Origin of the sequence: Streptomyces sp. R33, assembly GCF_041200175.1 — a bacterium.
In the GTDB taxonomy this organism is placed as follows: domain Bacteria; phylum Actinomycetota; class Actinomycetes; order Streptomycetales; family Streptomycetaceae; genus Streptomyces; species Streptomyces katrae_B.
This window is the reverse complement of the sequence record NZ_CP165727.1, coordinates 4,650,682-4,674,095: the sequence shown is the minus strand read 5'-3', so window position 1 is coordinate 4,674,095 and position 23,414 is coordinate 4,650,682. Positions and strand designations below refer to the sequence as shown.

The 23,414-nt window shown below is 71.6% G+C and carries 26 protein-coding genes, 1 tRNA gene and 1 pseudogene; 18 read left to right on the top strand and 10 right to left on the bottom strand.

The genetic code is table 11. The features are described from left to right. The first annotated feature begins 15 nt into the window (after positions 1-15). Positions 16-444 (top strand): hypothetical protein, encoded by a 429-nt coding sequence (locus AB5J51_RS21395; RefSeq protein ID WP_369778363.1) that lies wholly within the window; start codon positions 16-18, stop codon positions 442-444. Here the strand turns inward: AB5J51_RS21395 and AB5J51_RS21390 are convergent. After that, positions 431-688 carry a DUF397 domain-containing protein gene (locus AB5J51_RS21390; RefSeq protein WP_369778361.1) on the bottom strand — a complete coding sequence of 86 codons (258 nt, stop codon included), beginning with the start codon at positions 686-688 and terminating at the stop codon, positions 431-433. The genes AB5J51_RS21395 and AB5J51_RS21390 overlap by 14 nt on opposite strands. Further along, positions 685-1,140, bottom strand: a complete 456-nt coding sequence (locus AB5J51_RS21385) for a helix-turn-helix domain-containing protein (RefSeq protein ID WP_369778360.1) — start codon at positions 1,138-1,140, stop codon at positions 685-687. The genes AB5J51_RS21390 and AB5J51_RS21385 overlap by 4 nt, the downstream gene beginning before the upstream one ends. A 1,271-nt stretch (positions 1,141-2,411) precedes the next feature. Here AB5J51_RS21385 and AB5J51_RS21380 point away from each other — a divergent pair. Next, positions 2,412-2,639, top strand: a pseudogene (locus tag AB5J51_RS21380) (Uma2 family endonuclease); the annotation flags it as partial. Positions 2,640-2,727: 88 nt separating this feature from the next. On the opposite strand, the gene AB5J51_RS21375 reads toward AB5J51_RS21380, so the two are convergent. Further along, on the bottom strand, positions 2,728-3,546 hold the full coding sequence (locus AB5J51_RS21375; protein ID WP_053788314.1) for a VOC family protein: 819 nt from the start codon (positions 3,544-3,546) through the stop codon (positions 2,728-2,730). 130 nt (positions 3,547-3,676) lie between these two features. On the opposite strand from AB5J51_RS21375, the gene AB5J51_RS21370 reads away from it, so the two are divergent. Both AB5J51_RS21370 and AB5J51_RS21365 read left to right on the top strand, forming a co-directional pair. Then, complete coding sequence (locus AB5J51_RS21370; RefSeq protein ID WP_053788315.1) at positions 3,677-4,276, top strand: HhH-GPD-type base excision DNA repair protein; 600 nt, start codon at positions 3,677-3,679, stop codon at positions 4,274-4,276. Between the two features lie 83 nt (positions 4,277-4,359). Next, positions 4,360-4,851 carry a cupin domain-containing protein gene (locus AB5J51_RS21365; protein ID WP_053788316.1) on the top strand — a complete coding sequence of 164 codons (492 nt, stop codon included), beginning with the start codon at positions 4,360-4,362 and terminating at the stop codon, positions 4,849-4,851. On the opposite strand, the gene opcA is transcribed toward AB5J51_RS21365, so the two are convergent. Both opcA and AB5J51_RS21355 read right to left on the bottom strand, forming a co-directional pair. After that, a complete protein-coding gene (opcA, locus tag AB5J51_RS21360) occupies positions 4,800-5,732 on the bottom strand; it encodes a glucose-6-phosphate dehydrogenase assembly protein OpcA (RefSeq protein ID WP_053788317.1) in 933 nt (310 codons plus the stop codon). The two genes, AB5J51_RS21365 and opcA, sit on opposite strands and share 52 nt — an antisense overlap. A gap of 126 nt (positions 5,733-5,858) precedes the next feature. Further along, the gene (locus AB5J51_RS21355) at positions 5,859-7,451 is read right to left on the bottom strand and encodes a helicase HerA-like domain-containing protein (RefSeq protein ID WP_369778359.1); all 1,593 of its coding nucleotides are present in this window, start codon (positions 7,449-7,451) and stop codon (positions 5,859-5,861) included. 88 nt (positions 7,452-7,539) lie between these two features. Between AB5J51_RS21355 and AB5J51_RS21350 the strand changes: the two genes are divergently transcribed. Both AB5J51_RS21350 and AB5J51_RS21345 read left to right on the top strand, forming a co-directional pair. After that, positions 7,540-7,839 carry a type II toxin-antitoxin system VapB family antitoxin gene (locus AB5J51_RS21350; protein WP_030160221.1) on the top strand — a complete coding sequence of 100 codons (300 nt, stop codon included), beginning with the start codon at positions 7,540-7,542 and terminating at the stop codon, positions 7,837-7,839. Between the two features lie 121 nt (positions 7,840-7,960). Next, positions 7,961-8,611, top strand: a complete 651-nt coding sequence (locus AB5J51_RS21345) for a LytR C-terminal domain-containing protein (RefSeq protein WP_078987561.1) — start codon at positions 7,961-7,963, stop codon at positions 8,609-8,611. 81 nt (positions 8,612-8,692) lie between these two features. Here the strand turns inward: AB5J51_RS21345 and upp are convergent, their stop codons facing one another. Beyond that, entirely contained in the window at positions 8,693-9,328 is a 636-nt protein-coding gene (gene upp / locus AB5J51_RS21340; RefSeq protein ID WP_030160225.1) for a uracil phosphoribosyltransferase, read from the bottom strand. A gap of 195 nt (positions 9,329-9,523) precedes the next feature. On the opposite strand from upp, the gene AB5J51_RS21335 reads away from it, so the two are divergent. The 10 genes from AB5J51_RS21335 to AB5J51_RS21290 all read left to right on the top strand — a co-directional run bounded on the left by AB5J51_RS21335 (position 9,524) and on the right by AB5J51_RS21290 (position 16,397). Further along, positions 9,524-10,531, top strand: coding sequence for a universal stress protein (locus AB5J51_RS21335; RefSeq protein ID WP_369778356.1), 1,008 nt, complete (start codon positions 9,524-9,526; stop codon positions 10,529-10,531). Positions 10,532-10,648: 117 nt separating this feature from the next. Next, a complete protein-coding gene (locus AB5J51_RS21330; protein ID WP_053788329.1) occupies positions 10,649-10,843 on the top strand; it encodes a hypothetical protein in 195 nt (64 codons plus the stop codon). 317 nt (positions 10,844-11,160) lie between these two features. Beyond that, positions 11,161-11,709 (top strand): hypothetical protein, encoded by a 549-nt coding sequence (locus AB5J51_RS21325; RefSeq protein ID WP_136225083.1) that lies wholly within the window; start codon positions 11,161-11,163, stop codon positions 11,707-11,709. After that, positions 11,709-12,200, top strand: coding sequence for a tRNA adenosine(34) deaminase TadA (tadA, locus tag AB5J51_RS21320; RefSeq protein WP_053788320.1), 492 nt, complete (start codon positions 11,709-11,711; stop codon positions 12,198-12,200). Before AB5J51_RS21325 ends, tadA begins: the two co-directional genes overlap by 1 nt. 57 nt (positions 12,201-12,257) lie before the next feature. Beyond that, positions 12,258-12,342: transfer RNA gene (locus AB5J51_RS21315), tRNA-Ser, on the top strand. A 154-nt stretch (positions 12,343-12,496) separates the two neighbouring features. Next, a complete protein-coding gene (locus AB5J51_RS21310; RefSeq protein ID WP_053788321.1) occupies positions 12,497-12,787 on the top strand; it encodes a hypothetical protein in 291 nt (96 codons plus the stop codon). A 386-nt stretch (positions 12,788-13,173) separates the two neighbouring features. Beyond that, on the top strand, positions 13,174-13,335 hold the full coding sequence (locus tag AB5J51_RS21305; protein WP_166663145.1) for a hypothetical protein: 162 nt from the start codon (positions 13,174-13,176) through the stop codon (positions 13,333-13,335). A 246-nt stretch (positions 13,336-13,581) separates the two neighbouring features. Beyond that, positions 13,582-14,565, top strand: a complete 984-nt coding sequence (locus tag AB5J51_RS21300) for an RNA polymerase sigma factor SigF (RefSeq protein WP_369778355.1) — start codon at positions 13,582-13,584, stop codon at positions 14,563-14,565. A gap of 219 nt (positions 14,566-14,784) precedes the next feature. Beyond that, positions 14,785-15,642: an RNA polymerase sigma factor SigF gene (locus tag AB5J51_RS21295; protein ID WP_053788322.1), complete on the top strand. Its 858-nt coding sequence runs from the start codon at positions 14,785-14,787 to the stop codon at positions 15,640-15,642. 50 nt (positions 15,643-15,692) lie between these two features. Beyond that, complete coding sequence (locus AB5J51_RS21290) at positions 15,693-16,397, top strand: hypothetical protein (protein ID WP_369778353.1); 705 nt, start codon at positions 15,693-15,695, stop codon at positions 16,395-16,397. A gap of 134 nt (positions 16,398-16,531) precedes the next feature. On the opposite strand, the gene AB5J51_RS21285 is transcribed toward AB5J51_RS21290, so the two are convergent. Further along, positions 16,532-16,777 (bottom strand): hypothetical protein, encoded by a 246-nt coding sequence (locus AB5J51_RS21285; protein ID WP_136225036.1) that lies wholly within the window; start codon positions 16,775-16,777, stop codon positions 16,532-16,534. 121 nt (positions 16,778-16,898) lie between these two features. Between AB5J51_RS21285 and AB5J51_RS21280 the strand changes: the two genes are divergently transcribed. Then, complete coding sequence (locus AB5J51_RS21280; RefSeq protein WP_369778352.1) at positions 16,899-17,375, top strand: MarR family winged helix-turn-helix transcriptional regulator; 477 nt, start codon at positions 16,899-16,901, stop codon at positions 17,373-17,375. A 13-nt stretch (positions 17,376-17,388) separates the two neighbouring features. Beyond that, positions 17,389-19,056, top strand: coding sequence for an MDR family MFS transporter (locus tag AB5J51_RS21275; RefSeq protein WP_369778350.1), 1,668 nt, complete (start codon positions 17,389-17,391; stop codon positions 19,054-19,056). Positions 19,057-19,138: 82 nt separating this feature from the next. On the opposite strand, the gene AB5J51_RS21270 is transcribed toward AB5J51_RS21275, so the two are convergent. The 3 genes from AB5J51_RS21270 to AB5J51_RS21260 all read right to left on the bottom strand — a co-directional run bounded on the left by AB5J51_RS21270 (position 19,139) and on the right by AB5J51_RS21260 (position 23,404). Beyond that, entirely contained in the window at positions 19,139-19,774 is a 636-nt protein-coding gene (locus AB5J51_RS21270; protein ID WP_053785393.1) for a TetR/AcrR family transcriptional regulator, read from the bottom strand. 139 nt (positions 19,775-19,913) lie between these two features. Then, complete coding sequence (locus AB5J51_RS21265; RefSeq protein WP_369778348.1) at positions 19,914-22,139, bottom strand: ArnT family glycosyltransferase; 2,226 nt, start codon at positions 22,137-22,139, stop codon at positions 19,914-19,916. Further along, positions 22,136-23,404, bottom strand: a complete 1,269-nt coding sequence (locus AB5J51_RS21260; RefSeq protein WP_133897542.1) for a bifunctional glycosyltransferase family 2/GtrA family protein — start codon at positions 23,402-23,404, stop codon at positions 22,136-22,138. Before AB5J51_RS21260 ends, AB5J51_RS21265 begins: the two co-directional genes overlap by 4 nt. Positions 23,405-23,414 lie beyond the last annotated feature (10 nt).

Genomic DNA, 23,414 nt, shown 5'->3' with positions numbered 1-23,414 from the left:
GGGTGTTCGAACATCATGGAGCTCCCCTACACGCCGGAGCGGATGGATCCCGACCCGGCGCGCGCGAAGACGAGGGAGGTCTCCGGCCGCCTGCTGGAGATGGTCGCGGTCAAGGGCAAGGTCACCGAGCCCCGCACAGGCATGAGCTTCGCGGTCTGCGACGAGTACGGCCAAGACCTGTACGCCCTACACCACCGCTGGTCGGTGGGCGGCATGACCAGTGACCAGTACGAGGCCGGCATGCAGAACCTGCGGAAGGCGCTGGGCGAGAACGGCTGGAAGATCAGCAAGGTCAGCCCCGAGGAGATCCGGGCCACGAACGAGACCGAACACTTCTTCGTGGAGGTCATCTCCCACACCGCGACGCCGGAGCCGACGCTCGACTTCTCCGTCAGCTCCCGCTGCTACCGCGCGGCCTCCCACGCCGCCGTCAACGAGGGCTGACGTCGCGCGCGTACGAGACGAAACCGGCCCAGGCGTGCGGCGTCAGCGCCAGCTGGGGCCCGTCGAGCACCTTGGAATCCCGCACGCGGACGGCTTCGGGACAGGCCGCCACCTCGACGCAGGAGTCGCCTTCGCTGCCATCGCTGTAGCTGCTCTTGACCCACGCCACTTCGACGCAGTCGTTGATGTCGCTGCTGCTGCTGTAGCTGCTCTTGAACCAGTCCAGCTCGGCTTTGTGGATCATGTCTCTCCCAGCAGTTGCTCGATAAAGGCGCGCGACTCCCAGGGCGTCAGCGCCTGGGCCCGGAGCATGCCATACCGCAGGTCAAGGGTCCGGAGCCGCTTCGGGTCGGACACAGGGCGTCCGTTGAATGCTCCTTCGGAGCGTCCCACCGCCGTACCGTCAGCGACCAGGTCCTCCCGCATGGCCCGGATCAGGCCGCCGGCCTTCAGTGCGTCGTCCACCTTGTCCAAGTACTCCGGCTTGGCGATCCGCTTGCCGCCCTCGACCTTGTAGATCAGGGCCTCGCCGTCCTGGATCACCGCCGCCAGGTCGCCGACCCGCATCCCCAGCGCTTCCCTCCGCGCCCGCATCTGCCGGCCGAGCGCCGCGACCACCGCCGCGCCCTGCTCGTCCTCGGGGTCCACGGACCAGCTGTGCTCATCCGTACCGTCACCGTCCACGTCCACGCCCATGCGCACCCACCTCCTCAACGCGCCTTACCCGTCACTCGCGTTGAGGCAGTCTCGACAGCCTTGGACAAAGTCGTGGACATGCGTACGGGCCGCTCGCGCAGGCGGGTCGTGCCCGGGCGCGACCCGGTGCGGCACGACGCATTGTCTTTGGAAGAACCGAGAGAAAGAAACCCCACCCAACCCCTCCGGCCTCCCCGGAGCGGCACTCACTCACACGGGTGAAGGTCCCAACTCGGCTGGATTTCATGGCGGTTGCCTGGCATGTGCTCGCCGCGACACCCAGACAACAGGACGGCCCCCGCCGGGACTCGCAATCCTGACGAGGGCCTGACCACGAGAAGGATCCAACTTCCCGATGGCTTTCCAGCACTCTAACGCGACCTCGCCCGCCGCGTACGGCGTTCAACACGCCAACGTCCGGCAGACCCGCAATTTCACCGTGGTCAGCAACGACCTGATCCGGCATCCCCACTTGTCGATGAACGCGCGGGCCCTCGCCTCGTACATCCAGTCCGTGCCCCGCGGCACCCCGGTCGGCATCAAAGCCCTGGCCAGGCAGCTGCCCCTCGGCGAGAAGGCGATCGCCAAGGCGCTGGGCGAGCTGGAGGCGTACGGGTACCTGCGGCGGCTCCAGGAGAAGCTCCCGGACGGGCGGATCGTCACCCGTACGGTGTTCTGCAACGCCCCGAAGGCCGTCACCCGACCGGAGGCGGAGCCCGCGCACGCCCCGGGATCCGACCCCGTACCGGAGCCAGAACCCGTACCGGCCCCGGAGCCCGGCCTGGAACCCGGGCCCGAGCCGGAACCCGAGCCCGCACCGGTACCGGTACCGGACCACGGCCCAGCGCCATGGGACCGGCAGCCCAGCCCGGCGGCGAACCCCCGGGCGGCGGCCCTCCCGGCGCCCCGCAACCCGCAACCCGGCCCGCCGACAGCTGGCCGAGGAGCTCCTGGCCGAACTCCGCCGGGCCGACCCCCGCCTGCTCCTCGGCGCGCGGGACGTCCAACGCCTCGCGGGCGGCGTCGAGGCCTGGCTGGAACGCGGAGCCACCCACCAGGCGGTGACCAGCGCCCTCACGGCGAACCTCCCGGACAACCCCCGCAACCCGGCGGGCCTGATCGCCCCGCCTGACGGCCCAGCTCCCGCCATCGCTGCCACCGCTGGCCCGCAGAACACAGTTCGTCCCCCCGGACGCCTTCCAGACCTGCGAGAAATGCGACCGCGCCTTCCGCGCCCCGACCCCCGGCACCTGCAAGGGCTGCGCCCCCGCATGACCGTCATCCGCTACCGGGCGATGCGCGCCGCAGTCGAGCACATGCAGAACACCGTGCCCGGCAAGCTGGAGATCACCAAGGAAGGCATCGTCCACGACATGACGGCGCCCAGCAGCCCTCACGAGCTCACCGCGCTGCGCCTGAGGAAGCGCCTGGAGAAGGTGATGCCGGACGAGCTCGTAGCCCACACCGGAGCTCCGGACGTGGAAGACGAGCTCCAGGGACCGTCTCCACCGAGGGCCTGCCCCTCTACGCGTAGGGGGCGGGGCCGCCCGGTCGGAGGCCCCGTCCCGGCCGCCCCGGAGGGGACGGCTACGCGTCCGACATCTTCGGCATTTCGCCCGTCGTCTTCGACATGTCGATCACCGCGAACGCCGCACCCTGCTGGTCCGTCAGGGCGGCGAAGCGGCCGAACGGGCTGTCCATCGGGCCGAAGTGGAGCTTGCCGCCGTGCTTCTTCGCCTTCGCCACCGCCTCGTCGCAGTCCGGGACCCCGAAGTAGACCTGGATGTACGGGGGCATGTGCGCCGGGAAGTCGTCGCCCATCTTCATCCGGCCGAGGACCGGGTTCTCCTTGCCGCCGACGCTGAAGATCTTGAAGTCCATCCCCGCCATCTCGGGGTCGTCGCCGGGCTCCATCTTCTGGGCGCCGAGCGGGAAGACCTTCGGGAGGAACCCGTCGACCTTGCCCGGGTCACGGGTGAACACCTCCGCCCAGGCATACGCGCCCGGCTCCCCGGTCTTCTCGAAGCCCTTGTGCTCGCCCGGCTGCCAGACGCCGAAGACCGCGCCGCTCGGCTCCTTCGCGATCGCCATCGTGCCGAACGCGCCGACCTGCATCGGCTCCATCAGCAGCTCGCCGCCGGCCGACTTGATCTTCTCGGCGGTGGCCGCCGCGTCGGGCGAGGCGAAGTACAGACACCACTGCGACGGCGCCTCGCCCCCCGGCATCGGCGGGACGACGGCCGCCACGGCCTTGCCGTCGGAGTACGCCTGCGTGTAGTTGCCGTACTCGCTGGAGGCTTCACCGAAGGTCCACCCGAGCACGTCGGAGTAGAAGGTCTTGGCGCCCTCCACGTCCTTGAACATCGCGTCCACCCAGCACGGAGCGCCTTCCGGGAACTCAGCCATGATCGATCGACTCCTGTGTCGTCGTACGTGTGTCGTGGTTTGTGTCGTCGGTCGCGTTTGCGCGGTTCTCACGCTAGGGCCACGGTGTGCCGCCCGCGCGGGGAACGCGGCCACGCGGGAGGCTGGATCCATGGACATCACGATGCGGCTGGCCCAGCAGCCGGAGGCCGACGCGCTCCTCGGCCGCAGCCCGCTCGCCGCGCTCGTCGGCATGCTGCTGGACCAGCAGGTGCCGATGGAGTGGGCGTTCTCGGGGCCGTACACGATCGCGACGCGCATGGGGGCGGACGATCTGGACGCCCATGCCATCGCCGCCCAGGACCCCGAGGCCTTCGCCGCGCTGCTCTCCGAGAAGCCGGCCGTGCACCGCTATCCGGGGTCGATGGCGAAGCGGGTGCAGCAGCTGTGCGCGTACCTCGTGGAGCACTACGACGGGGACGCGGAGGCGATCTGGCGCGGCGTGGGCACCGGGGACGAGCTGCTGAAGCGGCTCAAGGAGCTGCCGGGGTTCGGTGAGCAGAAGGCCCGGATCTTCCTGGCGCTGCTCGGCAAACAGCTGGGCGTGCGCCCCAAGGGCTGGCGCGAGGCGGCCGGCGGCTACGGCGAGGCGAACGTCTACCGCTCGGCGGCCGACATCACCGGCCCGGAGTCACTGGCGAAGGTGCGGGCGCACAAGCAGGAGATGAAGGCAGCCGCCAAAGCCGCCAAAGCGGAGAAGGGCATCGAGTGACCGGATCGAGTGACCAACGGAATTGACCGGGAATCTGTGGCCTTGATTGGCCCATGCCACCGGTCAAACCGCCGCGTAGATTCATGGTCATGACGAACGAGAAGAACGAGATCCTGACCCGCGCCGCCACCGCCGAGACCATCACCGACGGTCCCGGCAGCGTCATCACCCTGCTCACCGACACCGCCGAGCTCACCTGCAACACCGCCACCTTCGACGAGGGCGCGGCCGGCGCCCCCGTCCACTTCCACACCAAGGCGACCGAGTTCTTCCACGTCACCGCCGGCCGGCTCGACGTACTCGTCGGCGACGAGGTCAGGACCCTCACCGCCGGGGACTTCCTGTCCGTCCCGGCGGGCGTCAAGCACGCCTTCGCGCCCTCCCCGGGCCACACGGCGAGCGTGTTCGTCGGCTTCACGCCCGGCATGGGCCGCTTCGACTACTACCGGCTCCTCGGCCGGGTCCGCGCGGGCGAGGCCACCGTCCAGGACATCATCGACAGCCAGCCCACGTACGACAACCACTACGCGGAGAGCGACGCCTGGGCCGGCCGCCTGCGCAGCGCCGACGCGTAGACCTCGTCCGAGTCGAGGCGCCTCAGCTCCTCCGCGATCAGCTCGGCCTTGCTGCGGATCTTCAGCGCCACCTTGCGGTCGGGGCTGCCCGGCAGGGTCAGCGTGGCGAGCGCCCCATCCGGGCGGTTCACCGTGATCTCCCCCGCCGGGCCGTCCAGCCGGACCCGCGTGATCACCGGTCCGTCCGTGGTCACCCGCTCCACCGGCACCCCCAGCCGGTCCTCGAGCCAGCGGGCCAGCAGCTCGGCACTCGGGTTGTCGGCCTCGCTCTCCACCGCCCCGCCCGTCACCGGCAGCGGCTTCTGGTCCATCGCGGCGGCCAGCAGCGCCCGCCACGGCGTCAGCCGGGTCCACGCGAGATCGGTGTCCCCCGGGGCGTACGAGGCACCCCGCGCGTCCAGTACCGCGACCGGGTCGGGGGCGGCCTCCGCGTCGGTGATCCGGCGCTGCGCCAGCGCGCCGAGCGGGTCCCGCGCCGGGTCGGCGGGTGCGTCGCCCGGCCACCAGGCCACCACCGGCGCGTCCGGCACCAGCAGCGGGAGGACCACCGAGCCGGCCTGCTCGGTGAGCGCCCCGTGCAGGCGCAGCAGCACGATCTCCCCGGTGCCGGCGTCCGAGCCCACCCGCAGCTCGGCGTCCAGCCGCGTCTGGCGCAGCTTCTGCGGGCCGCGCGAGGTCCGCTTGATCACCGCGATGATGCGGCAGGGGTGTTCGCGCGAGGCCTCCGAGGCCGCCCGGACGGCGTCGTACGCGTTCTCCTCGTCGGTCGCTATGACGAGCGTCAGCACCAGGCCCATCGTGGGGCTGCCGATGGCCCGGCGGGCCGCGAGCAGGGCCCGGTCGATCTTGCTGGACGTGGTGTCGGTGAGTTCGGTCCGCATGGCCGAAGTCTGTCAGCGACGGAGGGTCAGGCGGCACCCCGGCGGGTGATCCGGGTACCTGATGCGTCACATGGACCGCTGCGCCGTCAGTTCCGTTCTCCTCGCGGCCACTTCCGGTGCCCGCCGTCACCTCCGCCGCTTCGCCGTCCCGAAGATCGACCGGGAGATCTCCCGGCCCAGCTGGGTCCCCACCGACCGGGCCAGCGAGCGGAACAGCCCGCTCCCCACCACCTGCCGGGCCAGTGACGGCTCCGCCTCCGGTGCGCTGCGCCCCGCCTTCGCGGCTTCCTTGGCCTGCTTCTCGGCCGCCGCCCCGGACGCGGCCGCCTCCGCCGCCGCCTCCGCCGCCGCCTCGGCCGCAGCCTGCTCGGCGCTGATCTTCTCGTACGCCGACTCGCGGTCGACCGCCTCCGCGTACCGGGAGTAGAGCGGCGAGGACTTCACGGCCGTGTCCAGGGCCGCCGCATCGATCGGGCCCATGAGCGACTGCGGGGCGCGCAGCCGGGTCGCCGCCACCGGGGTCGGGGCGCCCTTCTCGCTGAGTACGGTGATCACCGCCTCGCCCGTCCCGAGCCCGGTCAGCAGCTCCTCCAGGTCGTACGGGGAGTTGGGGAAGGTCTTCACGGTGGCCTTCAGCGCCTTCGCGTCGTCCGGCGTGAAGGCGCGCAGCGCGTGTTGCACCCGGTTGCCGAGCTGCCCGAGGACGTCCCCCGGTACGTCCTTGGGGGTCTGCGTCACGAAGAAGACGCCGATGCCCTTGGAGCGGATCAGCCGCACGGTCTGGGTGATGGACTCCAGGAAGGCCTTGGAGGCGCCGTTGAACAGCAGGTGCGCCTCGTCGAAGAAGAAGACGAGCTTGGGCCGTTCCAGGTCGCCGACTTCCGGCAGGTCGGTGTAGAGGTCGGCCAGCAGCCACATCAGGAACATGGAGAAGAGCTGCGGCTTGTCCTGGACCGCCGGGAGTTCCAGTACGGAGACCAGCCCGCGCCCGTCGGCAGCCGTCCGCAGGAATTCGCCGGTGTCGAACTCCGGCTCGCCGAAGAACTCCGCGGCGCCCTGCTGCTCGAACGCGGTCAGGGCGCGCAGGATCACCCCGGCCGTCACCGTGGACAGCCCGCCGATGCCCTTGAGCTCGGCCTTCCCCTGGTCGGAGACGAGGAAGGCGACGACGGCCCGCAGGTCCTTGAGGTCGATCAGCTCCAGGCCCTTGGTGTCGGCGTAATGGAAGATCAGGCCGAGCGACTGCTCCTGCGTCTGGTTGAGCCGGAGCACCTTCGACATCAGCACCGGGCCGAAACTCGTCACGGTGGCCCGGAGCGGAATGCCGGGCCCGATCCCGCCCAGCGAATAGAACTCGGTGGGGAATCCGGTGGCTCCCCACTCCTGGGCGACTTCCTCCGCCCGTTGCGTGGTCTTCTCGTTGGGCGTGCCCGGGGCGGAGATCCCGGAGACGTCCCCCTTGATGTCGGCGAGGAACACCGGGACACCGCCCGCCGACAGCTGCTCGGCGATGAGCTGCAGGGTCTTCGTCTTGCCCGTGCCCGTGGCGCCCGCGACCAGGCCGTGGCGGTTGAGCATCGACAGCGGGATGCGGATCTGCCGGTCCGGCAGGCAGGTGCCGTCCCAGAGCAGAGCCCCCAGTTCGAGCGCGGGTCCGGTGAACGCGTACCCGGCGGCGATCTGGTCGGCCGGGGACGCGGGGTCGGTGCTCTCGCTCATACATCACTCCCGAAATAGCCCTGTCTGCCACTTTTGCACCGGCATAGCGAGGCTGCGCCCGCAGGCACCGGCCCGGTAGGCTTTCCGTGTGATCTTCAAGCGCATCGGAAACGGGCGGCCGTACCCCGACCACGGCAGGGAAACCACCCGGCAGTGGGCGGATGTCGCCCCGCGCCCGGTCCGGCTCGACCAGTTGGTGACGACCAAGGGGCAGCTGGACCTCGAAACGCTGCTGGCGGAGGACTCGACGTTCTACGGGGACCTCTTCGCCCACGTCGTGAAGTGGCAGGGCGACCTGTACCTGGAGGACGGCCTGCACCGCGCCGTGCGCGCGGCCCTGCAGCAGCGCCAGGTGCTGCACGCGCGCGTCCTCGAAATGGACTACTGAGCGGCGGGAAGCCCCCCGGTTCGGGGTTCCGCTTCGGGAGGATTGCGCCTTTCGGGTCGGTCTTGCCCTATCAACAGATCATTTGGTGGGCATCGGCAGCAGGCGGTATTACGCTGCGCCCATGAGCATGCTCACTCCCCCCGGCATGGGCGGAAAGTACCGCGTCACGGGAGCGGCTTACCCCCGCATGAGCCGACCCCGGCGGCGCCGGCGGATCGTCCTCACCCTGCTCGGAGCAGTCGTCGGTCTCGCCCTGCTGGGCTACGGAACCCTGCAGCTCATGAACGTGTTCCGCGGCGGGAGCGGCAAGCCCGTCGCGGCCGGCAAGGACTGCGCGACGCCGAAGCCCAGGGCGGGCGCCGCGGCGGCCGCCACCCCCGCCGCCAAGCCTGCTGTGGCGCTGCCCCAGCCCGGCCAGATCACGGTCAACGTCTACAACGCGACCCCGCGCGCGGGCCTCGCCAAGGCGGTCGCCGACGAGCTGAAGAAACGCGGCTTCACCATCGCCAACGTCGGCAACGCCCCCGCCGACTTCGACAAGAAGGTCCCCGGGACGGGGATACTGCTCGGCTCGCCCAAGACCGACAAGGCGGCCTTCTCCGTACTGGGCACCCAGCTCGAGGGCGATACGCAGCAGACCGATGCCCGCGAGGGCGCGGACATCGACCTGATCCTCGGTGACGCCTTCAAGGAGCTCAGCCCGAAGGAGACGGCGGACAAGGAGCTGTACCTGCTGGCCAATCCCCAGCCCGCGCCCGCCAAGACCTGCTGACCCCGACCTGACGCGAACAGCCGGCCGCCGAGAAGGCGGCCGGCTGTTCGCGGTACGGGTACCCGTACGGGTACGGGGGTCCTACTCGGCCGAGCCGTACATGCGGTCGCCCGCGTCGCCCAGGCCCGGCACGATGTAGCCGTGCTCGTTGAGCCGCTCGTCCACCGCGGCCGTCACGACCGTCACCGGCGTGCCCGCGAGGTCGCGCTCCATGACCTCGACGCCCTCGGGCGCGGCCAGCAGCACCACGGCGGTGACGTCGTCGGCGCCGCGCTTGATCAGTTCCTGGATCGCCGCAACGAGCGTGCCGCCGGTGGCGAGCATCGGGTCGACGACGTAGACCTGTCGCCCGGAGAGGTCCTCCGGCATGCGCGTCGCGTACGTGGAGGCCTCGAGGGTCTCCTCGTTGCGGACCATGCCCATGAAGCCCACCTCGGCGGTCGGCAGCAGCCGCATCATGCCGTCCAGCATGCCGAGACCGGCGCGCAGGATCGGTACGACCAGCGGGCGCGGGTGCGAGAGCTTCACGCCGGTGGTCGGGCCGACCGGCGTGACGATGTCGGCCTGCTCGGTGCGCACGTCACGGGTGGCCTCGTACGCGAGGAGGGTCACCAGCTCGTCGGCGAGCCGACGGAAGGTGGGGGAGTCGGTGCGCTTGTCGCGCAGGGTGGTCAGTTTGTGCGCCACCAAGGGGTGATCGACGACCTGCAAACGCACAACATCCTCCAAGGCTCAGCTGCCGGGTTTCGACCTGCGACCTGCAAAAAACGGCCGCACCTTTTCGCGACCCACGGTCAAAAGGCTACGCGGTGTGCGCACCCCTGTGCGTCCAGACCGGCACAGGCGCATGCGGGCGTGCCCGCGGGCATCCCTGCGGATGCGACCCGCCCGGGCGCCGAGCACGCTGGACTGATGAGCAACGCACCGGTGGTCGCGGCGGTCGACGGGTCCGATCACAGCCTCCAGGCACTGGAATGGGCCCGGACCGCGGCGCTCCGCCACCGCACCGGCCTCGTCGTCGCGCACGTGCTGCCCGACACCTCCCAGCTGTACGCGGCGCGCCGCTCCTCCCTCGCCGACCCCTCGCAGCCGGAGGAGTTCGCCGACCCCGTCGGCGAGCGGGTACGGGGCATCCTGGCCGAGGCCCCCGAACTGCCGGAGGAAGTGCGGTACGACGCCCTGGAGGGCTCCGTGCCCGAGGCCCTGCGGGTGACCGGGGAGGGCGCGCTGATGCTGGTGATGGGCTCCCGGGGGCGCGGCGGCTTCGCGGCCCTGCTGCTCGGCTCGAACAGCCGCGCCCTGGCCTCGACGGCGGCGTGCCCGGTGGTGGTGATCGCGCACGCGGCGCGCAGGGCGCCGGCTGCCGAGCCGTCCGACGGGGCGGCCGGTTCCGCTGCTTCCGCGGGTGCTGCCGGTGCCGCCGCTTCTGCTGGTGCCGCCGGTTCCGCCGGGCGGGTGGTGCTCGGCCTGCACGCCGCCGAGACCGCGGACGACGTACTGGCCTTCGCCTTCGCGGAGGCGGCCGCCCGGGGGACCACCGTCCAGGTGGTCTCGGCGTACGCGATCCCGCCGGCGCCGACGCTGGTGATGGACAGCCCCTTCCAGGTGATCCCGCCGGAGGGCCTGGCCGACGACGGGGACGCGGTGCCGGCGGAGCGGGAGATGCTGCGCTCCCAGACGGAGCGGCTGGCGCCGTTCCGGGCCCGGTGGCCGCAGGTACGGGTGGAGCAGGCGGCGGTCCCGGGCGACCCGGCGGAGCGCCTGGTGACGGCCTCCCGGTCGGCGGCCCTGGTGGTGGTCGGCCGCCACCACCCGCGGCGCAGCGTCGGTCCCGTGATGATCGGCTCGGTGGCCCACGCAGTGCTCCACCACGCGCACGGCCCGGTCGCGGTCGTGCCTACCCTGTCGGATGACTCGTAACCCTTCTGAGCTGCGAAGGGGTGGCATCAATCGGCCCGTCCGGGGGAAGGTGGGGTGCGGGGGGTCTGCTTCGCGCCGGCGGAGGAGGACGACCGGACCAGCCTGGGGTGGTGGCCGATGCCCGACACGCAGCCGAGCCGGGAGAACGACGCGCCGGAGCAGCCGGAGACGGCGGCACAGCGCAGAGCGCGCCGCGCGCAGTTCCTGCGCGACCTGATGGAAGCGCGTGCCCTCCGTGACCGCGTACAGCCCCGCCGCGCCCGCGCAGCCCGCATGCGCCAGCAGATGCGCATGCGCACCTTCCGCTGGTGAACCCGGCAGAATCCGGCTCCGCCCGCGTTTGAGGCGCGGGGGCCCGGGGGCAGAGCCCCCGACAACGGCGCCGCGCCGATGGGCCCGGCGGGATCCCGGGCGGCCCCGCAAGCCCGCCCCGCAGCCCCCGTACACCCCGCGGAGCGCACGGCACGGCACGACGCAAGCGCGGAAGACCTCTCGCAACGCCGCTGTTTCTGCCACGATGCCGATTGGGCGGGGCACGAAACGGTGAGCAGGACAGCCGTTCCAACCCTTCCCACCTCCGGCCGGGGGGACCTCCAACCGGCACGCCTATGACCAGTGGGAGAGTCACGGTGTATTTCGCCGCACTGCTCGCGCGCACCGAAGACGGGTGGGAAGCGAGCGACATGGAACTCGACGACGTCGAGTCCCTCAGTGATCTGATCGATCTCGCCCGTGCCGCCGCTGTCGACGACGACACGGTGGTCGCCCTCATCGAGCAGGAGGACGCCTGGTTCGGCGTCGTCCGCGTGGACGGCGAGGAGGACCCGCGGTACTTCGTGTCGAACGCCTCCGCGGCCTCCCGCAGCTCCTACGGCTCGATGCTGACCGACGAGCTGCTGGGCAGCGACGAGGAGGACGACGCACTCGACGAACTGGACCTGGACGGCACCGAGGACGGCGAGGAGGACACGATCGCCGCGTTCACCGAAGCCGACGACGACGGGGACGAGGAGGATTCGCCCGGCACGGAACCGGTACCGGCCGGTCCGCTCGGCGACCCCCGGCTGCTCGACGACCTCGGCGTCAGCCACAAACAACTGATGACCCTCGACGGGGACGCCCTCTCGGAGATCGCCGATTCCCTCGGCGCCACCGAGGTGCTGGAGGCCGTCCGCTAGTGATCACCACGCACCACCCCCTGCACGGCCCCGATCCCGTACGGGACCCGTGGCGGGACTCCATGCGCCTGGCGCTCCAGGAGGCCGCCCGGGCGGTGCCGGCCGGCGACGTGCCGGTCGGCGCCGTCGTGCTGGGCCCGGACGGGCAGCTCCTCGCCACCGGGTACAACGAGCGCGAGGCCACCGGCGACCCCACGGCGCACGCCGAAGTGCTGGCGCTGCGCCGGGCGGCCGCCCGGCTGGGGGAATGGCGGCTTCCGGGGTGCACCCTCGTGGTGACCCTGGAGCCGTGCGTGATGTGCGCGGGCGCGCTCGTGCAGTCGCGGGTGGCCCGGGTCGTCTACGGCGCCGACGACGAGAAGGCGGGAGCCGCGGGGTCCCTCTGGGACCTCGTACGGGACCGCAGGCTCAACCACCGTCCCGAAGTGGTCCGCGGCGTGCTCGCCGAGGAATGCGCGCGGCAGCTCACGGACTTCTTCCGCGACCTCTGAGGCGGCCCGGGGGCACCGATTTCATTTGATGCGGATCCGTAGGCTAGGATCCATCTCGGTAGTGTGTCCGAGTGGCCGAAGGAGCTCGCCTCGAAAGCGAGTATGGGGCAACCCATCGGGGGTTCAAATCCCTCCACTACCGCTTCGACCGGAAGCCCCGCCCCGCAAGGGACGGGGCTTCCGGCGTATCCGGGCATGTCGGTGCGCCTCGGTGCGCCTCGGTGCGTTCGGCGCCCCGACGCGTCCCTACGGATGACGGCCGCGTGACCGGGCGCCCGCTCGGCCGTTGTCACGGCATGACCAAGACCCAGCGCATGCTCGCCGCCTTCGCCCTCGCGGGGGCCGCCGCGGGCCTCGCCGCTCCGGCCGCCTCCGCCGCCCCCGCAGTCCCGATCACCCTCCCGGACCTGCCGCAGGCGGCCCCGGGCATGCCGGAAGGGGCGACGCCGGGTTCCGTACAGGAGATCGCCGATCAGGTCATCCCGGGGGTCAACCAGTTCGGTCAGCTGATGAACCTGCCGGACCAGCTGTGGCCCGTGGTCGCCCCTGCGGAGCCCGTCCTGGGCCTGCTCGGCGCCATCCAATAGGCGGTACGGCAGCCGGTACGGGACGGTCCGCACCCCCGTACGTCGAAGGCCCCGACCGGGGTCGGGGCCTTCGACGTACGGGCGGGGGAAGTGGCATCGGGGGGACAAGCCACTTCCCCCGACGATGACGGAACCTGCCGTCCGCTCCGCAGTCAGGGGGAAGCCTGCGGCCCGGACCCCGCAGTGAGGTCCTGTCCCTCACCCACCGGTTTCCTGCCAGAACCGGTGGGCTCGACTTCCATACTGGGCCACCCGCAGCCACCCGCCCGGCGGCAAAGGGCCCGGACCACCGGGTCATTGGTCCATAAAGACCTGGTCAGTGTCCGAACCCGTCCGGATAGACTCACCCGACTGCGCAGGACCGGTTGGGGAGGCCGACACCGCTCATGGACACCAAGAAGATGATCACGGGTGGGCTCGTCGTATTCGTGCTCTTCGTGATCATCACCCAGCCGGTGAAGGCGGCCGACATCGTGAAAATAGGCTTCCAAGGCATTTCGGACGCGGCCCACGGCATCGGCGCGTTCATGACCGAACTGGTGCGCTGAACCCGTACGCTGACGCGGCTTCCGGACTGACCGGCCCCCCACTCCGACGGGTGGGGGGCTTTTGCATTCCTGCACCCCCGTGATGGCCCTATCCAAAACACCCCATTATGCCCAACTTGCCCTCAACACGGTGATATACGGTGCTTGCACACAGTGCACATGTCTTGTGATGCTATGACCGCTTTTGACGGATGAGTTGATACATGAAGGGGTGGCGTGACCGTGCCGGCCAGTACTGCGCCTCAGGTGCCACCCCAGCAGGACCCCCAGCACGGCCCGGAGCACGAAACGACGCACGGCCCTCAGGACGCCCCGCCCGCCCCCCAGGGCGCCCCGCACCTCCCCCCACGGCACGACACCCCGCACGACACCCCGCGCGGCGCCCCTCGCGGCGCCCAGCCGGACTCTCAGGTTCCGCCCCAGCAGGACCCCCCGGAGGAGCCTGCGGCGGCCCCGAGACCGCAGAGCCGGGGCGCGGACACCCGGGCCCTCACCCAGGTCCTGTTCGGGCAGCTGAAGGGCCTTCAGCCGGGCACGAGCGAGCACCACCGGGTGCGCGGGGCCCTCATCGAAGCGAACCTTCCGCTCGTCCGGTACGCGGCCGCCCGCTTCCGCAGCCGCAACGAGCCGATGGAGGACGTGGTCCAGGTCGGCACGATCGGCCTCATCAACGCGATCGACCGGTTCGACCCCGACCGCGGGGTGCAGTTCCCGACCTTCGCGATGCCGACCGTCGTGGGCGAGATCAAACGGTACTTCCGCGACAACGTCCGCACCGTCCACGTGCCGCGCCGGCTCCACGAGCTGTGGGTCCAGGTGAACGCCGCCACCGAGGACCTCACCACCCTGCACGGGCGCACGCCGACCACCGCCGAGATCGCCGAGCGGCTGCGGATCACCGAGGAAGAAGTGCTGTCCTGCATCGAGGCGGGGCGCAGCTACCACGCCACCTCGCTCGAGGCCGCCCAGGAGGGCGACGGGCTGCCGGGCCTGCTGGACCGCCTCGGCTACGAGGACCCCGAGCTGGCCGGGGTCGAGCACCGGGACCTCGTACGGCACCTGCTCGTACAGCTGCCCGAACGTGAACAAAGGATCCTGCTGCTGCGGTACTACAACAACCTGACGCAGTCGCAGATCAGCGCCGAGCTCGGGGTGTCGCAGATGCACGTGTCCCGGCTGCTCGCCCGCAGCTTCGCCCGGCTCCGGTCCGCAAACAGGATCGAGGCGTAGCTGAAACGGGTGGAGATCGTTCCTCCGTTTCCCACGGAATGGGCTCATTCCGCTCTGTCACTGGAGATATATGTCGACTTGGCGCTACAGCGCGTTGCCGACATGTGACATTCTGCTGGAACCGCGTTTGCCGCAGCCCCGCCTCCGGTATTCAGGTGGAGGCTGCGTTCCTCCGACGGGCGCGCCGTACGCGACCGTCCGCGACCTCAAGGGGGTGGCATGTCCGTAGACCAGGGCAGCTCCAAGGTGCTCACGCTCGTCAAGAGCGCTGCGCCGACAGCACCTGCAGTGCCTGCAGCGCCTGTCCGCTCGGAAGCCATCGACACCCGCACCCTCTCCCGCTCCCTCTTCCAGCGACTTGCCGCCCTGGACGCGGACAGCCCCGAACGGGCGTACGTACGCGACACCCTGATCGAGCTGAACCTGCCCCTGGTGCGGTACGCCGCCGCTCGCTTCCGCAGCCGGAACGAGCCGATGGAGGACATCGTCCAGGTCGGAACGATCGGCCTGATCAAGGCGATCGACCGGTTCGACTGCGAACGCGGCGTGGAGTTCCCGACGTTCGCGATGCCGACCGTCGTGGGCGAGATCAAACGATTCTTTAGGGACACCTCCTGGTCCGTGCGCGTCCCGCGCCGGCTCCAGGAGCTGCGCCTCGCCCTCACCAAGGCCAGCGACGAGCTCGCCCAGAAGCTCGACCGTTCGCCGACGGTGCCGGAACTGGCCGCGGTGCTCGGGGTGTCGGAGGAGGACGTCGTCGACGGCCTCGCCGTGGGCAACGCGTACACCGCCTCCTCGCTCGACTCGCCCTCTCCCGAGGACGAGGGCGGCGAGGGCTCGCTCGCGGACCGCCTCGGCTACGAGGACACCGCGCTCGAGGGCGTCGAGTACCGCGAGTCGCTGAAGCCGCTGCTCGCCAAACTCCCGCCCCGGGAACGGCAGATCATCATGCTGCGGTTCTTCGCGAACATGACGCAGTCGCAGATCGGCGAGGAGGTCGGCATCTCCCAGATGCACGTCTCCCGGCTGCTCACGCGCACGCTGGCGCAGCTCCGGGTGGGCCTGATCGGCGAGTAGCCGCCGAAGGCGGGCTTCCCATCTGACGTACAGTCAGTCAAACTACCGCGATGCTGCGAAGGGAACGCCGAGCCCTCACCCCGCTCACGCTGCTCGTACTGGCCGCCGCATGCCTCACCGGGTGCGGCGGCCCGGCACGTGACGGCTACGCCGCCGCGGGCGCCGTCGCCCCGGGCCCGGAGCGCCGCGCGGGCGACAACGTCGCGCCCCGGACGCCGGTGGAGTTCCAGCAGCTGGCCGGATCCCCGTCCTCCACGACGAGTACGTCGGCCAGTACCCCGGGTCCGCAGGGTCCTGCCGACTCCGCCCGGAGCGGAGCCACGACCACCCCGCCCGGGACCACCCCGCCCGGGACGGCCGAGCCGCCCCAGCCCCCACCCGTGGCGACCCCGGCCGCCCCCGGCGCGGGAACCCCGGCACCGAAACCGGGAACGACGCCCCCGGCCACCCCGGCGAAACTGACCCTGAGCCCGCCGACGCGCACCCCGGCGGCGGAACGCTGGTGCGAGAACGTCACGGTGGGGTTCACCAACACCGGTACGACACCGACCCGTTCGGGCACGGTGTCCTTCGCGACGCACATCATCGGCGCCCTGGGCATCGACTGGGCCACGATCACCACGGCCCAGCCCCTCCCGGCGCCCATCCCCGGCGGCACGACAAAGACGCAGACCTACGCGGTCTGCGTCGAACCCTGGCGAGTCCCGCTGGGCATGCACATAGAAACCCGCACGGCGACAGCCACCTGGACCTGACCCCCGTCCAGCCGCCTGCCGGGCCCCGGCACGGCGCCGCGCCCGACCGGGTCCGGGCGCAGCCCGGGAAACGGAGAAAGGGCGGGGCGGGGGAGAAAGCCCGCGCAGCGGGCCCGCCCCACCCTCCCCGGCGACTACAGCGCCAGCCAGGCCACCAACCCGATCAGCACCAGCGCGACGACCCCCACCCCCAGCCACAGCCCGGCCTTCGACCCCGAGCCCTGCGCGGCCTGCCGCCGCCGAGCCCCCGGCACCGCAGGCCCCTGCCCCGACCCCGGCCCGGCCGGCGCGGCCTCCTCGACGAACGCCCGGAACATCTGAGTGCTGCCCGCGGGGTCGTAGTTGCCCTCGGGGCCCTGTGAGTTGTGGTTCGCAGCCATGCCTCAGGACCCTAGCGGGTTTTCCGATTCCTTTACCGCCCCACCCCCTCAATTCATTTGCCTGTAGCAACCAATCGATTCTATGGTTGCCCTAAGCAACAACATGAGGAGAGGAGGGCCGATGACCACCCAGGCGCCGCAGGCACCACCCACGGCACAGACACCACAAGCACCCCCCGCACCCCACCCCACCCGCTATGAGGAACTGGCCCGCCAGCTCACCGGCATCGGCGCGGTCAAGCGCGACCTCGCCCGCATGCTTCCCCCGGACTGCCCGCCGGGCTCCGCCGCCGTCCTCACCCTGCTCGACCGCCACGGCGAAATGCGGCTCGGCCGCCTCGCCGACCTCATGGCCATCGACATCTCGGTGACCAGCCGCCACGTCGCCCACGTCGCCGACCGCGGGTGGATCACCCGCGACATCGACCCCGGCGACGGCCGCTGCCGCATCCTGCGGCTCACCCCGGCCGGCCTTGCGCTCCTCGCGGAGCTCGGCGCCCGCTACACCGGGGCGCTGGAAAAGGCCCTGGCCGACTGGTCCGCCCACGACATCGACGTACTGAACGCCCTGCTGACCCGGCTCCGATCGAGCTTCTAGAGAAAGGAACCACATGGCGACGACCGCACCCGCCGGCGTGCAGGAAGGCAGCCGGTCGCAGACCACCCCCCACCCCGCGCCCGCCCCCATGACCCACCCCCAGATCATGAAGGCGCTGTCCGGGCTGATGCTCGGCATGTTCGTGGCGATCCTGTCGTCCACGATCGTCTCCAACGCCCTGCCGCAGATCATCAGCGACCTCGGGGGCACGCAGTCCTCCTACACCTGGGTCGTCACCGCCGCCCTGCTGTCGATGACGGCCGCGACCCCGCTCTGGGGCAAGCTGTCCGACCTCTTCAGCAAGAAGCTGCTGGTCCAGATATCCCTGGTGATCTACGTCCTCGGCTCCGTGGTCGCCGGCATGTCCCAGAACACCGGCATGCTCATCGCCTGCCGCGTGGTCCAGGGCATCGGCGTCGGCGGCCTGTCGGCCCTCGCCCAGATCGTGATGGCCGCGATGATCTCCCCGCGCGAGCGCGGCCGGTACAGCGGCTACCTCGGCGCCGTCTTCGCCGTCGCCACCGTCGGCGGCCCGCTGCTCGGCGGTGTCATCACCGACACCTCGTGGCTCGGCTGGCGCTGGTGCTTCTACGTCGGCGTGCCGTTCGCGGTCATCGCCCTCATCGTCCTCCAGCGGACCCTGCACCTCCCGGTCGTCCGCCGCGACGTCAAGGTCGACTGGCTCGGCGCCTTCCTGATCAGCGGGGCCGTGTCCCTGCTCCTGATCTGGGTCACGCAGGCCGGCGACTCGTACGGCTGGATCTCCTGGACCACCGCGGCGATGACCGGCGGCGCCGTCGCCCTCGGCCTGCTCTTCCTCCTCGTCGAGTCCAAGGCGAGCGACCCGATCATCCCGCTGCGCCTGTTCCGCAACAAGACCATCACCCTCGCCTCGGCGGCCTCGCTGTTCGTCGGCATCGCGATGTTCTCGGGCACGGTCTTTTTCAGCCAGTTCTTCCAGTTGGCCCGCAACGAGTCCCCCACGATGTCCGGAATCCTCACGATTCCGATGATCGGTGGGCTCTTCGTGTCCTCCACGGTTTCCGGTCAGGTGATCACCAAGACCGGCAAGTGGAAGGCCTGGCTCGTCTCCGGCGGCGTCCTGCTGACGGCCGGCCTCGGACTGCTGGGCACCCTGCGGTACGACACCCCGTACTGGCACATCGCGATCTACATGGCGCTGACCGGACTCGGTCTCGGCATGATGATGCAGAACCTCGTCCTCGCCACCCAGAACCAGGTGGCCCCGGAGGACCTGGGAGCGGCCAGCTCGGTCGTCACCTTCTTCCGCTCGCTCGGCGGCGCCATGGGCGTCTCGGCGCTCGGCGCGGTGATGGCCAACCGGGTCACCCACTACGTCAAGGACGGGCTGGCCGAGCTCGGCCCGAAGGCCGCGGCGATGGGCCACGGCGGCACCGCCGGCGGCGGGATCCCCGACCTCGACAAGCTGCCCGCGCCGTTCCGCACGGTCATCGAGTCCGCGTACGGGCACGGCGTCGGCGACGTCTTCCTCTACGCCGCGCCCACCGCGCTGCTCGCGCTCGTCCTGGTGCTGTTCATCAAGGAGGTCGCGCTGAAGTCCAAGCCGGCGGCCCACGCCCCGACGGCCTCGGCCCCGACGACCTCAGCAGCGACCGCCTCGGCAGCGACCGCCTCGGCAGAGACGGCCTCGGCGCAGTAGCAACACCCGCGACACGACAGACCCCCGTCGGGCTGCCTCTCCCCTGTTCGACAGGCCGGGGCAGGCACCCGGCGGGGGTCTTCTACGCGCCCGGCCGGGCGGCGGCCTTCGCCTCGATGCCCGCGATCAGCACGTCGAGCGCGAGGACGAAGTCCCCGTCGGACACCCGCCGGGCGGCGCCCCCGCAGCCGTGCAGGAACTGCGAGACGGCCAGGTGCGCACCGGTCCGGCAGGCACCCGCCAGGCCGGTGGCATCGAGCAGCCGCTGCAGGGCGCAGTCGAAGGCCCGGGCGTGCGGGCCGATGTTCGGGTACGCGGCGGTCAGCGGAGCCACCCACGGGTGCTCCGCCAGCAGCCGCCGGTAGCCGCAGGCCAGCGACCGCAGCCGGCCGGGCCAGCCCTCCCGGACCGGCTCGGCCGGTGCGGTCCGGGGCAGCGGGAGCTCGCCCAGGGCGCGGTCCAGGGCGAGTTCGAGCAGATCGTGCTTGGTGTCGACGTACCAGTACAGGGACATCGCGGTGACCCCGAGCCCGGCAGCGAGCCGCCGCATCGAGAACCGGGCCAGCCCCTCGGCGTCGAGCAGCCGTACGGTGGCCCTGATGATCCGCTCCCGGTCGAGGCCGGAGGGCGCCTCGGTGCGGCGTCTGGCGGGTGCGGTGTGGCCGCCGGCCAGCCAGACGCTGGTCCGGGCCTTGCCGGGATCGGCCGCGGTCACCATGGAGGCACCCTCCTCACGACAGCTGGATCAGCCCGGAATGCCCGGTCCGCCCACTTGATGCTAAGTGGTCTCGGGGAAGTGGGGTGCGTTTCCGCTCCCCAGAGACCGCGTGGAGGGTGCCCCTCGCGTTTCGGCGGGATCAGGACGGGGCGGACGTGCCGTTCAAGGGGGCGGTCAGGTCGTAGAACGTGGCTCCGCCGACCGTCGTGGACCTGAAGTTGGCCTTGACCCAGGTCGAGATGGCGCTGCTGGTGCCACCGCCCGGGCCGCCGCGCATGGCCTGCCCCTCGCCACCGGCGCCGTCGTTGCCGCCGATGAAGTAGTGGACCTTCCCGGTGCGCACGTACTCCTGGAACTTGGCGAGCGTCGGGGACGGGTCGCTGCCGTTGAACCCGCCGATCGGCATCACCGGCCGGCCGGAGGCCAGCTGGTAGCTCGCCGCGTTCTGCGCACCGACGGCGGCTGCCGCCCAGGTGTACTTCTCCGCGTCCTTGCGCAGGGCCGCCGTGGCCTGCGTACTGACCTTCGTACCGCCCAGCAGGCCGCCGGGGGCGCCGCCACCGGGGCCGCCCGCGAAGTTCTCCGTCCCGCGTGCACCGCGCCATCCGGCGGCCCCCTGGCCGCCCGGGAAGCCCTGACCGCCCTGACCACGCGGGAAGCCCTGACCGCCCTGACCGCCGGGGAACTGCCGGGGCCCGCCCTGCGGACCGCCGCCCTGCTGCCCCTGCTGCGGGCCTCCCTGGAAGGCCCCCTGCGGGGCCGCGCCGGGCGGGAGTTCACCGGCACCGAAGAACCGCATGCCCATGCCGCCCCGGCCGCCCGAGACCGCGGGCCCGGCGGTCACGATCGACCCGCCTCGCGTGGAGTCCACCGTGGTCAGGCAGTACGCGAGGGGACCGGCCAGCGCCGCACCCAGCCCGAGCGCCGCCGCGCCCAGCACGAACCGCCGGCCGAACCGCGCGCCGAGGACCAGCCCGGCGGCCGCCGCCAGGCCGGCGGCGAGGACCGTCCAGCGCAGCCACGGCAGGTATCCGGCCGAGCGGCCGAGCAGGACGTACGACCACCACGCGGTCAGCGCGAGGGTGCCGGACAGGGTGAGCGCGGCGGCCTTGCTGCCCCGCTCCTCCCACAGCATGGCCGCGCCCATGCCCACCAGCGCGGCCACGAACGGGGCCAGCGCCACGGTGTAGTACTCGTGGAAGATGCCCTGCATGTAGCTGAAGACGAGCGCCGTGGTCAGCAGGGCGCCGCCCCACACCAGGAAGGCCGCGCGGGCCATGCTCTCCAGGGAGTCGGTGGCCCGCCGGGCGCGCCAGGTGATCACCAGTCCGGTGACGAGCATGACGAGGGCCGCCGGGAGCAGCCAGGAGATCTGCCCGCCGATGTTGGCCGAGAAGAGCCGGTCGATGCCGGTCTCTCCCCAGCCCCCGCCGCCACCGCCACCACCCGCGCGGGCGCCGCCGCCCACGCTGCCGGTCTCGTTGCCGTTGATCCGGCCGAGGCCGTTGTAGCCGAGGGTCAGCTCCAGGAAGGAGTTGGTCTGCGAGCCGCCGATGTACGGGCGGGAGGACGCGGGCCAGAGTTCCACGATCGCGACCCACCAGCCGCCGGCCACCACCATGGCGGCGCCGGCGAGCAGCAGCTGGCCCAGCCGGCGGCGCAGCCGGGTCGGCGCGCAGACGGCGTACACGAGGGCGAGCGGCGGCAGGATGACGAAGGCCTGCAGGGTCTTGGTCAGGAAGGCGAAGCCGACCGCGACGCCGGCCCAGACCAGCCACTTGGTGTGGGCGCCGTCGAGGGCGCGCAGGACGCAGTAGACGGTGACGGTCAGCAGCAGGGTCAGCAGCGCGTCCGGGTTGTTGAAGCGGAACATCAGCGCGGCGACCGGGGTGAGCGCGAAGACCGTGCCGCTGAGCAGTGCGGCCGCGGGCCCGAAGTGGCGGCGTACGGCGGCGTAGAGCACCGCGGTGGTGCCGACGCCCATCAGGGCCTGCGGGACGAGGATCTGCCAGCCGCCGAGCCCGAACAGCCGGACGGACAGAGCCATCGGCCACAGGGCGGCCGGGGGCTTGTCGACGGTGATCGAGTTCCCGGCGTCGGAGGAGCCGAAGAAGAAGGCCTTCCAGCTCTCGCTGCCCGCCTGGACGGCCGCGGAGTAGAAGGAGTTGGCGTAGCCGGAGGCTCCCAGGTTCCACAGCAGCAGGACGGCGGTGGCCAGCAGGAGCGCCGCGTAGGCGGGGCGCTCCCAGCGGGGGCGCCGCGTGGCCGCGGCGCCGGCCGTGGCGCTCGGCGCGCTCGAGGAGGCCGGGGCGGTCGGGGCCCGTTCGGGGAACGGGGAGTCCATGGGTGGTACGGCCGTGGTCATCGGTTGTCGTCCTTCGCGGGAGTGGCGCGCCGGTCGGGGAAGACCCAGGCGCGGAAGAGCAGGAACCTCAGCACGGTCGCGGCGAGGTTGGCCGTGATCAGCACGGCCAGTTCGGTGCTGTGGGAGGGGTCGGCCGTGGCGGCACCGAGGGCGCCGAGCGACCCGCTGGTCAGGGCCAGCCCGACGCCGAACACGACGAGGCCCTGGGCCTGGTGCCGGACGGCCCGGTCGCGGCCGCGAACCCCGAAGGTGAGCCGGCGGTTGGCGGCGGTGTTGGCGACGGCGGAGACCAGCAGGGCGCCGGCGTTGGCGAGCTGCGGTCCGGCGCCGAGCCGGAAGAGGGAGTACAGGGCGAGGTAGGCGAGCGTGGAGAGCACCCCGATGACGCAGAAGCCGAGGAGCTGGCGGGCCAGCCCGCGGGGCACCCCGGGCAGGGCGCTGCGGTCGCGCGGGTCGTCGCCGAAGGGGCGGGCGAGCCGGTCGAGCGGCAGCGCGCCGACGGCCAGGGCCCGGCCCACCCGCCACATCCCCTTGAGGTCCTCGGTCGCGGTGCTCACGATGTGCACCGTGGAATCAGGGTCGTCCACCCAGTCCACCGGCACCTCGTGGATCCGCAGCCCGGCCCGCTCGGCGAGCACCAGCATCTCGGTGTCGAAGAACCAGCCCGAGTCCTCCACCAGCGGCAGCAGCCGCTCCGCGACCTCCCGCCGGATGGCCTTGAACCCGCACTGCGCGTCGCTGAAGCGGGCGGCGAGGGAGGAGCGCAGGAGCAGGTTGTAGGCGCGGGACACGAACTCCCGCTTGGCGCCGCGCACCACGCGCGAGGAGCGTGCGAGGCGGGTGCCGATGGCGAGGTCGGAGTGCCCGGAGATGAGCGGGGCGACCAGCGGCAGCAGCGCGTTGAGGTCGGTGGACAGGTCCACGTCCATGTACGCGAGGACGGGTGCCTCGGAGTGGGACCAGACGGTGCGCAGGGCGCGGCCGCGGCCCTTCTCCTCCAGCCGGGTGCTGCGTACGCCTTCGACGGTGGCGGCGAGGCCGGCCGCCACCTCGGGGGTGCGGTCGGTGCTCGCGTTGTCGGCGATCGTGATGCGGAACGGGTACGGGAACGTACGGGTGAGGTGGTCGTGGAGCCGGCGCACACACGGGCCGAGGTCCTGCTCCTCGTTGAAGACCGGGATCACCACGTCGAGTACGGGCTCACCGGGCACGGGCGCGAGGTGCGCCCGTGCCGGAAGGGCGCCGGAGGAGGTGTCGGTTGGCATGCACCGACCC

Excerpts from the sequence above, each read along its gene's own strand:
- AB5J51_RS21395 (WP_369778363.1), top strand. The coding sequence starts at position 16 with ATGGAGCTCCCCTACACGCCGGAGCGGATGGATCCCGACCCGGCGCGC.
- AB5J51_RS21310 (WP_053788321.1), top strand. The coding sequence starts at position 12,497 with ATGACCAAGACCCAGCGCATGCTCGCCGCCTTCGCCCTCGCGGGGGCC.
- AB5J51_RS21365 (WP_053788316.1), top strand. The coding sequence starts at position 4,360 with ATGGTCATGACGAACGAGAAGAACGAGATCCTGACCCGCGCCGCCACC.
- AB5J51_RS21290 (WP_369778353.1), top strand. The coding sequence starts at position 15,693 with ATGCTGCGAAGGGAACGCCGAGCCCTCACCCCGCTCACGCTGCTCGTA.
- AB5J51_RS21330 (WP_053788329.1), top strand. The coding sequence starts at position 10,649 with ATGCCCGACACGCAGCCGAGCCGGGAGAACGACGCGCCGGAGCAGCCG.
- AB5J51_RS21390 (WP_369778361.1), bottom strand. The coding sequence starts at position 688 with ATGATCCACAAAGCCGAGCTGGACTGGTTCAAGAGCAGCTACAGCAGC.
- AB5J51_RS21355 (WP_369778359.1), bottom strand. The coding sequence starts at position 7,451 with ATGAGCGAGAGCACCGACCCCGCGTCCCCGGCCGACCAGATCGCCGCC.
- AB5J51_RS21295 (WP_053788322.1), top strand. The coding sequence starts at position 14,785 with ATGTCCGTAGACCAGGGCAGCTCCAAGGTGCTCACGCTCGTCAAGAGC.
- AB5J51_RS21265 (WP_369778348.1), bottom strand. The coding sequence starts at position 22,139 with ATGACCACGGCCGTACCACCCATGGACTCCCCGTTCCCCGAACGGGCC.
- AB5J51_RS21370 (WP_053788315.1), top strand. The coding sequence starts at position 3,677 with ATGGACATCACGATGCGGCTGGCCCAGCAGCCGGAGGCCGACGCGCTC.
- AB5J51_RS21335 (WP_369778356.1), top strand. The coding sequence starts at position 9,524 with ATGAGCAACGCACCGGTGGTCGCGGCGGTCGACGGGTCCGATCACAGC.
- AB5J51_RS21285 (WP_136225036.1), bottom strand. The coding sequence starts at position 16,777 with ATGGCTGCGAACCACAACTCACAGGGCCCCGAGGGCAACTACGACCCC.
- AB5J51_RS21270 (WP_053785393.1), bottom strand. The coding sequence starts at position 19,774 with ATGGTGACCGCGGCCGATCCCGGCAAGGCCCGGACCAGCGTCTGGCTG.
- AB5J51_RS21280 (WP_369778352.1), top strand. The coding sequence starts at position 16,899 with ATGACCACCCAGGCGCCGCAGGCACCACCCACGGCACAGACACCACAA.
- AB5J51_RS21385 (WP_369778360.1), bottom strand. The coding sequence starts at position 1,140 with ATGGGCGTGGACGTGGACGGTGACGGTACGGATGAGCACAGCTGGTCC.
- AB5J51_RS21305 (WP_166663145.1), top strand. The coding sequence starts at position 13,174 with ATGGACACCAAGAAGATGATCACGGGTGGGCTCGTCGTATTCGTGCTC.
- AB5J51_RS21375 (WP_053788314.1), bottom strand. The coding sequence starts at position 3,546 with ATGGCTGAGTTCCCGGAAGGCGCTCCGTGCTGGGTGGACGCGATGTTC.
- opcA (WP_053788317.1), bottom strand. The coding sequence starts at position 5,732 with ATGCGGACCGAACTCACCGACACCACGTCCAGCAAGATCGACCGGGCC.
- AB5J51_RS21345 (WP_078987561.1), top strand. The coding sequence starts at position 7,961 with ATGAGCATGCTCACTCCCCCCGGCATGGGCGGAAAGTACCGCGTCACG.
- AB5J51_RS21260 (WP_133897542.1), bottom strand. The coding sequence starts at position 23,404 with ATGCCAACCGACACCTCCTCCGGCGCCCTTCCGGCACGGGCGCACCTC.
- AB5J51_RS21275 (WP_369778350.1), top strand. The coding sequence starts at position 17,389 with ATGGCGACGACCGCACCCGCCGGCGTGCAGGAAGGCAGCCGGTCGCAG.